The organism is Providencia sp. (assembly GCF_052096715.1).
Classification (GTDB): domain Bacteria; phylum Pseudomonadota; class Gammaproteobacteria; order Enterobacterales; family Enterobacteriaceae; genus Providencia.
On record NZ_JBQDNB010000016.1, the window covers coordinates 1 to 10,178 of the forward strand.

The 10,178-nt window shown below is 38.7% G+C and carries 8 protein-coding genes; 6 read left to right on the forward strand and 2 right to left on the reverse strand.

Translation table 11 applies throughout. The annotated features are described in order from the left end of the window. Positions 1-1,718: D-lactate dehydrogenase (gene dld, locus ACTH6U_RS12990; RefSeq protein ID WP_441832373.1), on the forward strand; the 1,718-nt coding region annotated here is incomplete at its 5' end. A 66-nt stretch (positions 1,719-1,784) separates the two neighbouring features. Here the strand turns inward: dld and sbcB are convergent. After that, positions 1,785-3,212 carry an exodeoxyribonuclease I gene (sbcB, locus tag ACTH6U_RS12995; protein WP_441832374.1) on the reverse strand — a complete coding sequence of 476 codons (1,428 nt, stop codon included), beginning with the start codon at positions 3,210-3,212 and terminating at the stop codon, positions 1,785-1,787. A 436-nt stretch (positions 3,213-3,648) separates the two neighbouring features. On the opposite strand from sbcB, the gene ACTH6U_RS13000 reads away from it, so the two are divergent. Beyond that, on the forward strand, positions 3,649-4,926 hold the full coding sequence (locus ACTH6U_RS13000; protein WP_294105346.1) for an MFS transporter: 1,278 nt from the start codon (positions 3,649-3,651) through the stop codon (positions 4,924-4,926). 179 nt (positions 4,927-5,105) lie between these two features. After that, positions 5,106-5,438, forward strand: coding sequence for a PTS system regulator TmaR (gene tmaR, locus ACTH6U_RS13005; protein WP_294105349.1), 333 nt, complete (start codon positions 5,106-5,108; stop codon positions 5,436-5,438). A 90-nt stretch (positions 5,439-5,528) separates the two neighbouring features. Here tmaR and ACTH6U_RS13010 read toward each other — a convergent pair whose 3' ends face one another. Next, entirely contained in the window at positions 5,529-6,218 is a 690-nt protein-coding gene (locus ACTH6U_RS13010) for a helix-turn-helix domain-containing protein (protein ID WP_434719129.1), read from the reverse strand. A gap of 206 nt (positions 6,219-6,424) precedes the next feature. Between ACTH6U_RS13010 and ACTH6U_RS13015 the strand changes: the two genes are divergently transcribed. From ACTH6U_RS13015 to ACTH6U_RS13025, 3 genes are read left to right on the forward strand one after another with little or no spacing between them, the layout of a single operon-like run. Next, on the forward strand, positions 6,425-8,755 hold the full coding sequence (locus tag ACTH6U_RS13015; protein WP_441832375.1) for a molybdopterin-containing oxidoreductase family protein: 2,331 nt from the start codon (positions 6,425-6,427) through the stop codon (positions 8,753-8,755). A gap of 2 nt (positions 8,756-8,757) precedes the next feature. Continuing rightward, positions 8,758-9,306 carry a 4Fe-4S dicluster domain-containing protein gene (locus tag ACTH6U_RS13020; protein WP_441832376.1) on the forward strand — a complete coding sequence of 183 codons (549 nt, stop codon included), beginning with the start codon at positions 8,758-8,760 and terminating at the stop codon, positions 9,304-9,306. After that, a complete protein-coding gene (locus tag ACTH6U_RS13025; RefSeq protein ID WP_441832377.1) occupies positions 9,306-10,127 on the forward strand; it encodes a dimethyl sulfoxide reductase anchor subunit family protein in 822 nt (273 codons plus the stop codon). Before ACTH6U_RS13020 ends, ACTH6U_RS13025 begins: the two co-directional genes overlap by 1 nt. Positions 10,128-10,178: the final 51 nt, after the last annotated feature.

Consider the following 10,178-nt stretch of genomic DNA (forward strand, 5'->3'; position numbering starts at 1 on the left):
ATCAACGATTACTACTCACACTCAGGAACATTGTTGGCAAAAAAAATATTCTCACTGAGCCTCATAAAACAGAACGTTATCGTAAAGGCTTTCGTTCTGGGGTTGGTGATGCGATAGCGGTAGTTTTTCCGACCACATTGTTGGAGCAGTGGTATGTATTCAAAGCTTGTGTTGAGGCAGATAAAATTGTTTTGATGCAAGCGGCTAATACAGGGTTAACAGAGGGCTCAACGCCAAGTGGTTATGATTATGATCGCGATATTGTGATTATCAGCACGCTAAGACTAAACCAAATTCAAGTGCTACCTGAGTTTAATCAGGTGGTGGCAATGCCCGGTAGTACCTTATATGACTTAGAAAAAATATTAAAACCTTTAGGCCGAGAGCCTCATTCTTTAATTGGTTCATCTTGTATTGGTGCTTCTGTTGTTGGTGGTATCTGTAATAGCTCAGGTGGCTCGTTAGTACGCCGTGGGCCTGCTTATACAGAATTAGCGCTGTATGGGCGTGTAAATGATGAAGGCAAAGTTGAGCTGATTAATCATCTAGGGATTGATCTAGGTGAAACACCGGAAGCAATATTAAATAATTTACAAAACCGAGCTTACGGTAGTGAAGATGTACAAGTAAGTGAAAAATTGGCATCTGACCATGAATATGCGCAGCGAGTGCGAGACGTTGATGCGGATACACCGTCACGTTTTAATGCAGATGAGCGACGTTTATTTGAAGCGTCAGGTTGTGCGGGTAAATTGGCTGTTTTTGCTGTGCGCTTAGATACATTCCCCGCAGATAAATCCACACAAGTCTTTTATATTGGTTCCAATAATCCTGATGTGTTAGAGGATATTCGTCGTCATATATTGAGTGAATTTAAAAACTTACCTGTAGCGGGTGAGTATATGCATCGCGGTTGTTTTGATATTGCCGAAATTTACGGTAAAGATACCTTTTTAATGATTGATAAATTTGGCACCGATAAAATGCCAATGTTTTTCACTATAAAAGGTCGTCTGGATGCAATTTTAAATAAAGTGCCATTGTTGCCCTCAAATTTAGTGGATAGAGGAATGCAATTGTTAAGTAAATTATGGCCATCACATTTACCGCCTCGTATGAAAGAATTTCGTGACCGCTATGAACATCATTTAATGTTAAAAATGGCAGGTGATGGTATTGATGAAGCTAAAGTATGGCTAAAAGCATTCTTTGCCAGCGCGGATGGTGGTTATTTTGAATGTACAGCGGAAGAGGGCGCTAAAGCCTTTTTACATCGCTTCGCCGCCGCAGGTTCAGCAGTGCGTTATCATGCTGTTCATGCTAAAGATGTTGAAGATGTTTTGCCTCTGGATATTGCGCTTAGACGTAATGACACTCAGTGGTTTGAACAACTTCCACCTGAAATAGAAGATCTGCTCGTACATAAACTCTATTGCGGACATTTTATGTGCCATGTAATGCATCAAGATTATGTTTTAAAGAAAGGGGTTAACCCGAAAGAGTTAAAAGAGAAAATGTTAGCCCTACTGGATGAGCGTGGAGCGCAATATCCCGCAGAGCATAATGTTGGGCATTTATATAAAGCACAACCGCAACTAAAATCTTTCTATAAAGACGCTGATCCGACGAATACCATGAACCCTGGACTCGGTAAAACGACTAAACGTAAGAATTGGGAAGGGGATTGTGGCTGTGATAGCCATTCTGGTGAACACTAATTAAAACATCTTCCTTATAAAAATGGGCAGATTATCTGCCCATTTTCATTTTATTTAGTATTTTAGCTAACTTGCTAACTCTGTCGCGTAATTTACTAATGCCTTTAATTGTTGGCAACGTTTTTCATCTTGCTGATGTTCCACAAGTAGCATTTGTATTTGTTGCATATATTCGGTTAAACGAGCTTCGTTAAAGTAGTCTCTACGATGTTGTAACCAGCGTTGTTGCTCTTCATAAGATAAGATGTTTGGAAAGTTACGTGCTTTATAGCGAAAGAAAAGTTCTTTCATGCGCTTATCTTCAAAACTAAGATCTAAAGCGGGTAAATTCTGCGGTAATGTTTCACGAATAATATCCATCGTAGAACGATCGGAAGTACTAAAGAAGCCGCTATAAATTTGTGTGTCTACATCATTTGATTCTTCAAATTCTTGTGCAACACTAAATAACTCAATTAATTTATTACGGATTTCTGGATCTTTGCGAAGAACTTCTAAATTACGTAGACATAAATCACGATCTAAACCTGTACGCTCTGCATCTTCAGGACGCAATGTTTTTTCGGGCGCTAAAATTGGGCATTTATTAATTTGCACTAATTTAACGGGAATGGGTAGTTTGTCCCCAAGTTCTGCTTTAGGTGTATAAAGCCGAGTGCGCAATTCTTGTGCATTTAATTCAATTAAAGGGGATAAATCCGCGGATAAATCACACATGATGACCGCATTACGATTATCAGGATGCCATGCTAATGGAGCAACTAAACTCACATAAGAGCGTAAAGCGCCAAACATGCCAGAAACATGCACCAGAGGAGTCATATTAACGATATCTATTAATTCACTGACTTTATTTTTATTTCGTAGTTGATAAAAATAATCAAACATTCGTGGTTGTGCTGCTTTCAGTAATTTAGCCATGTTGATCGTGGCTAAAACATCGGACATCGCATCATGAGCATTTTCATGCAAAATGCCATTAGCCTTACTTAAATGCTCAAGACGTAAACTAGGTAACCCATCTTCGTTTTCAGGCCAGTTAATGCCTTCAGGACGCAATGCAAAGCAGGCGCGAAGCGTATCAAGTAGATCCCATCGAGAGTTACCTTGTTGCCAGCTATAGGCATATGGGTCATAGAAATTGCGATAAAAAATATTACGCGTGACTTCATCATCAAAACGAATATTGTTATAGCCCATGATACAAGTATTAGGCACACTGAATGCTTGATGAACACGTTTCGCAAATTCAGCTTCGTTGACACCTTGTGCCAGTGCAATTTGTGGCGTAATACCCGTGATCATTACCGCTTCTGGTTGTGGTAAATAGTCATCTGATGGCGCGCAATAGAAAACTTCGGGTTCATCGATGATATTGAAATCGAGGTCAGTACGTACACCTGCAAATTGAGCCGGTCTATCCAGCGCAGGCCGTTTACCGAAAGTTTCATAGTCATGAATGAAAAATGAGGGTTGTTTTTTATTGTCTTTCAACGTGAACCACCGTGTAGTTTTATATTGTATTGCATGAAATGCTATCTTGTAACCGCATATTCTTCGGGAGCATTGTTTTAATATTCTATGTTAGTGTTGCTTAATAGTAACCTATCTACACACAAAGCTAAACCAAACAAAGAATAGCAATCGGGATCATTAATAATTGATGTATTTAGGATTTCTATTGCTAGACTCTATAAAATAGTAAGTTTGATAATTTTGTTTAAGCAAATTAATTATGGATGATATTCAGAGGCGATATTAAATAGAGTATCAAGTGATTTTATAGTGTGACCAATGTCTCAAATAGATACTGTTAACGTTAACGTTTGTGAGTAACATCGCAAATGGCAGGCAAATATCTAGTTTACAGTTAATGTTAACCTTAACCTTAACATTAAGCCAAGGATTATTATTAGTTGGCGGATAAAACATGAATAGTGAATCAAAAAAATATTATGCCTCACTAAGTGCGTTGTTGTTTTTTTTCTTTTTCACCTGGTCATCAACATTTTCAGTTGTTGCAATTTGGTTACGTAAATATGTTGGCTTAGAGGGAACGGATACTGGGGTTATTTTTTCGTGTATCTCAATTATCGCATTATGTGCACAACCACTATATGGATTTTTACAAGATAAATTAGGTTTACGTAAAAACCTTTTACTTTTTATTGCAATTTTACTGATTGCCTCTGGTCCATTTTTTATGGTATTTGGCTCATTATTAAAGTGGAATATTGTGATAGGTAGTTTAGTGGGGGGGTTGTTCATTGGCATGACCTTTCATGCGGGGATTGGTGTCCTTGAATCTTATACCGAGCGTGTCAGCCGATTACGTGATTTTGAATACGGCAAAGCCAGAATGTGGGGATCTTTAGGTTGGGCTGTCGCCACTTTCTTTGCTGGGCGTAATATCAATATTGATCCAAATTATAATTTTATAATGGCTACTATTTCGGGTGTCATCTTTTTAATTATATTATTGAGATTAAAAACCGCAAAAACAGATGCTTATAATAGCCTTGAGCATGGCAGTCCTTCTGCGATTACGATTGGAGATGCTTTACAGTTATTCGCATTGCCGCGTTTCTGGGCGCTCATCTTGTTTGTACTTGGTACTTGTATTTACAGTGTTTATGATCAGCAATTCATGGTCTATTTTGCGCATCAGTTTGCTGATGAAAAAATGGGTAATGAGATGTACGGATATCTAAATTCATTACAGGTCTTCTTAGAGGCTGGTGGTATGTTTTTAGCCCCGTTTATTGTAAACCGAATTGGTGCGAAAAATGGATTATTATTTGCTAGTAGCATTATGGCATTAAGAGTTATTGGTTCAGGTTTAGTGGAAGGACCAATTTTAATTTCAGCGATGAAACTCTTACACGCCGTTGAATTGCCTATTCTCTTAATTGCTATCTTTAAGTATAACAGCCGTCATTTTGATAAGCGTTTATCATCTACTTTATATTTAGTCGGCTTTAGTTGCATTACTTCTGTTGTTGCCAGTATTTTGTCACCACTGGCGGGTTGGGGATATGACAAAATTGGATTTGCAGATACATATTTAATTATGGGTGGTTTTGTCGTTCTAACCACAATATTATCCGCATTTTGTCTACGCAGTGATAAAATTGATAGCAATGAAAATGAAAAAAGTGCGAAAACCAATCTCAATAATATTGAGAGCCCATTGGTCACCAAAGCATAAAGCAATGAGGTTTTAAGCATATTATTTGGGCAGTAAATGCACATAGATAGCGCTGTAACTTGAAGTATAATGGCTATAAATCAATAAAAATGTGAAACTGACTTGTAACATGATGGTATTCGAAGGTATTGTGTTAATAGATAACACGTTTTGAATATTTTAATAGAGGGTTTTAAATCATGGACAACGCTAACAAGCCGTCTTTCCAAAATGTACTGGAATTTGTGCGTATGTTTCGCCGTAAAAATAAGATCCGTCGTGAAATTACCGACAATGAGAAAAAAATTCGCGATAACCAAAAGCGAGTTTTATTATTAGATAACCTGAGTGAGTATATTAAACCAGGTATGTCTATTGACGATATTCAAGCTATTATTGCGAATATGCGTAGTGACTACGACGATCGTGTTGATGATTACATCATTAAAAACGCTGAGCTTTCTAAAGAGCGTCGTGATATCTCTAAAAAATTAAAAGAGATGGGCGAATTACCTCGTATTGACGTTAAATAGTCGATAGGTAATCGTTTTTTTCAATTTAGTTTATTTGAAGCCGAGTTAGTCTCGGCTTCTTTGTTTTTCTTCTTTGTATTTATTATTAGCTTAAATAACAATAGTCTTAACTTGCTTGATGAGTGCACTCGCAAGTGCTTCCATATCAGTTTTATCAATAAAGCCCATAGTGATGGCTGCGGCGATTAATTCCCCTTGATTATTGAAAACGGGGCAGGCAATTGATTGAGCACCAGGAATACCCTCTGTTGGTGTATAGCGAATGGCGTAACCTTGTTGTATTACTGTATCAAGCTCTTGGGATGAAAATAAGGTCTGTTTGATTTGTTTATCAAAGGCACAATAAATGATACCTGCGGCACTTTTTTCAAGAGGTAACGGTGTATTTGGTAAATAATCGATATCAACATTTTTAAAGCTGCGATTATATTTCACTAGTGACACAGTTTTACCTAATCGAGAAGCAACCCCTGTCGAAACATTCCGTTCGTCACGAAAGTTTATTAAGCTGTTATTAATAATATCGATATGTGAATTATCAGCCTCAATAAAGCTCGATAATAATAAAATATTTCGTCCTAGCCCATAACGGCTTGTCTGGATATCTTGATAGAGCATTTGTGTTCTACAAAGAGAGACGAGATATTTATGTAATCGACTTTTAGATATTTCACATCCTTTAGAAATATCCGCAGCACGAGCAATACCGCCATTTTGAGCAATAAAATTTAAAATGTTAATTGCAATATCAACAGAATTAACACCTTGCAGTGTAGACATAAATAAACCTCGCTTTAACAAGACCGCTGATTTTACCACGAGTCGCTAACGTCAGCTAACATCTCCATAAAAATCGCTTTTAGTTCTGTGGTCATCATCTTTTATACCCGTAAATAGTGTGTTGTTTTGATCTCTCTCAAGTTTACTAATTGTGTATGGAGTATATATATGGTGAACTTATTAAAGCGATGTCGAGGTTTACTATAATGAAAATAATAAATGAGTTTCGTCTTAAACGTCGAACCTTACTTAAAGGACTAGGAGTGGTTGGTTTGGCAACGATCGCACCATGTTCTTTTGCCCAGGTAAATAATAACCAACCCTTAATAAAAATAAGACTCAAGTTATCTGACTACAAAACATTTCGTTCCACCTGTGCGATGGAATGTTTGCATTGCAATCTAACCGCTTACACTTATCAAGGTAAGTTGATGAAGGTGCAAGCGACGGAAGGTTTTAATGTTAAATGCTGTTTAAGAGGTATGAGTCGGACAAAATGGGTTTATCACGACCAAAGAGTTACCACACCGTTATTGCGTGTCGGCGAGAAGGGTGAGGGTGATTTTAAGCCTATCAGTTGGGATGAAGCCCTTGATTTAATAGAACAAAATATTAGAGAAACTATTGCTAAGTTTGGTAATGAAGGGTTATTTATCTCTACACACGCTGGCAATATGGACTCAATCAAGAATGACATGGGAAAAGCATTTTTTGATTATTTAGGCGGTTCAACTAAACAAGCGGGGTCTTTATGTTGTTCTGCTGTGACTGCTGCGATGATCCCAATGGTTGGTTTACGTTATGCAGATACACGAGATACCGTAGCGGATAGTCGTTATATTCTTTGCTGGGGAAATAACCCAGCGGTAACTATGCAGGCTTATTTTAAAAATTATAATCAAGCTAGAAAAAATGGTGCTCGGTTAGTGGTTATTGATCCAAGATTTAATGAAACTGCGGCTAAAGCAGATGAGTGGATACCGATTATACCGGGCACTGACACAGCATTAGCACTAGGTATGATTAAGATTATTATTGAAGAAAATCGTATTGATGAAGATTTTTTACGCGCACGTACGGGTGCTGTTTATTTAGTGGATAAAGAACAACATCAAGTTAGGCAAGATGCTCAAGATAAAGATAGCTATTTGGTATTTGATGTCATTAAACAACAACTAGTACGTCATGATACTCAGGGTATTAAAGCGGCACTTTTTCAACATGAATTGCCAGAAAATTTAGGCTATCAAACTGTATTTGAACAAATATATCAATCATCCAAGCCTTGGGATGTGCAACGAGTTAGCCAAGAAACAGATGTCCCCGTTGAAACTATTGTGCGCTTAGCACGTGATTATTCATCAATCACTCCATCTATGATCGTACAAAATATGTCTGGCGCACAACGTACTGAACATGGTGCATATGTGGCGGCGAGTCAGTTCTACCTTGCTTTGTTAACCGGAAACATCGGTAAACGTGGCGCAGGTGTTTGTGATGCGGGTGGTGCGAGACAAATGGCAAATTTTAGCCCAATTGTTCCCCCAGCGCCAAATGCTAAAAAAATAACGCCTATCCCTGTTGCGAAGGTCGGTGACTATATTGTCAACGATAAACCGCATCCCATTAATTTTTGGTGGGTAATGACAATGGGGGTCATGACGCAACTACCGAATACGAATAAAGTTCGTGAAGCCTTGAAAAAGGTACCATTTGTCGTGGTTGCCGATAACTTGATGAGTTCGACAGCGTTATATGCAGACCTAGTGCTCCCTGTGACAACAATCTTTGAAGATACCAGTTTAATGGCAGGTGTGCGTAGCCAATATGTTCAATTAATGGAAAAGGCCGTTGAACCGGTTGGCGAAGCGAAGCCTGATTATTGGATTTTTGCACGATTAGCTGAGCGTTTTGGATTCGGTGAGGTGTTTAATCAGCCAATTGAGCATTACATTGATGCCTGTTTAGCAGGGTCCGGTATCACTCGACAGATGTTAGAAAAAGGGCCTGTTCGCCCTGTTGAAGGCGATTGGATCCCATTCAACGAGGGTGTTTTTAGAACATCGACTAAAAAAGCGCATTTTTTTATTGAAGAGTGGCAGCAGAAAAAGTTCTCGCCAATTGTGGCTTATTATCAAGTCAAAGAGTCAATTAAAGGGTCTCCGGAGTTGGCCAAAAAATATCCATTGATGGCTGTGCAACGCAAGCTTGCACGCAGTGTGCACTCTAGCCATGGTATGAATGAATGGATATTAGAAGTGCAGCGTAATCAACCAAATGTATTAATCCACCCAGAAGATGCCAAACAAAGAAACATTAATAATGGTGAATGGGCAGTTGCTTTTAATGATCGTGGTGAACATCGTGCAATTGCGGTTGTTACTACACATATTAAAAAAGGGGTTGTATCACTGGATAACGGTTGGTGGGAACAACAAGGAGGTAGTAGTAGCCACGTTACTAATGACCAAGTGGAGCATTTAGGCACAGGCCATTGTTGTAATAGCACCTTGGTTGATGTGAGAAGGGAGGTGTAATCATGGTTAAGCAATATGGATTTCTAATTAATACCAAAGACTGCTATGGCTGTAAAACTTGTTCAATGGCTTGCAAGTCTGAGAATGTAACACCGCCAGGGGTACTATGGCGTAGGGTACGAGAGTTTAATCAGGATTCACCGAATACGCAGGCATTTATTACTATGTCTTGTAACCATTGCGATGATCCTCAGTGTTTAAAGGTTTGCCCAGCAGATACTTATACAAAGCGTGCTGATGGTATTGTGGTGCAAGATCATGAAAAATGTATTGGTTGTCAAATGTGTATCATGGCTTGCCCATACCATGCTCCTGTTTTTGACTCTGCTGAAGGTAAAACCAGTAAGTGTAATATGTGTGCAGAGAGACTTGATGAAGGTTTGTTACCTCGATGTGTTGAGTCTTGTCCAACAGGTGCGATTGAGTTCGGTGAAATATCTGTCCTACGAAAAAAACATACGACTAATTGGGCAGTACTGGAACAAAAATACAATATGCCTGACCACACGATTAGTAATCCAAATATTGTGATTATTGGTATGGAGGATTAATGATGGATATCAAACATATGGAACTTCCTCTAGTTTTTTTTACGGTTATGAGCCAGTGGGGAATTGGCGCCATTTTAGCGCTGACATTATATCAGTTCAGTGTCTCCGCAGAGCAAGCGCTTTCAGGAAAATCATTGCGTAGTGCAGTCATTATTATCTGGCTGATTGAAGTTATTGGATCGTCAATGTCAATGGGGCATTTAGGCGTCCCACTTGAAGCTTATCGTTCAGTATTAGGTCTAAGTCATTCATGGCTAAGCCGTGAAGCGATAACCTTCATTTTATTGAATGGATTGATAACTTTATGGGCGCTTTGCTGTTGGCTACAGCCAATTAAAAATACACGTAATCAAATTTTAGGTTTGTTGAGCGCAATAGCGGGTATTGCAGCAATATTCGTGACTGCTCAAGTCTATTATCAGATGTTAGCGCATCCATTGTGGCACTCACCTGCGACTCAAATTGCTTTTATCGGCAGTGCAATACTACTTGGTTTTTGCTTTGTGACCCTATTTGTTAATGGACAAAATAAGCAACAATCAAAAGTGATTAAATTAGGGCTACTTATTGGTGTTGGCTTGGTATTGGTTTCGCAAATAATACGCATACAAATTCCAAACAGCCTTGGTGATAGCTATCTTCTTTGGTGGCAAGTAGTTATGAGTATGATGCTGCCATGTATCATTGCAAATAAACAGATAAAGCCAACAGCAAGTAATAAAATTGTGTTGATTATTATGATGGCGGCGGTATTTAGTGGCGAGCTGGCGGGTAGAGCGCTGTTTTATGGAGGGGTTATGGTTGCCGCTCCTTGGTTCTAACTTCCCGTCATATTTCGAGCCGTAGGGGTGTTGGCTTCGCTTCAGCTACTC

Excerpts from the sequence above, each read along its gene's own strand:
- tmaR (WP_294105349.1), top strand. The coding sequence starts at position 5,106 with ATGGACAACGCTAACAAGCCGTCTTTCCAAAATGTACTGGAATTTGTG.
- ACTH6U_RS13000 (WP_294105346.1), top strand. The coding sequence starts at position 3,649 with ATGAATAGTGAATCAAAAAAATATTATGCCTCACTAAGTGCGTTGTTG.
- ACTH6U_RS13015 (WP_441832375.1), top strand. The coding sequence starts at position 6,425 with ATGAAAATAATAAATGAGTTTCGTCTTAAACGTCGAACCTTACTTAAA.
- ACTH6U_RS13020 (WP_441832376.1), top strand. The coding sequence starts at position 8,758 with ATGGTTAAGCAATATGGATTTCTAATTAATACCAAAGACTGCTATGGC.
- ACTH6U_RS13025 (WP_441832377.1), top strand. The coding sequence starts at position 9,306 with ATGATGGATATCAAACATATGGAACTTCCTCTAGTTTTTTTTACGGTT.
- ACTH6U_RS13010 (WP_434719129.1), bottom strand. The coding sequence starts at position 6,218 with ATGTCTACACTGCAAGGTGTTAATTCTGTTGATATTGCAATTAACATT.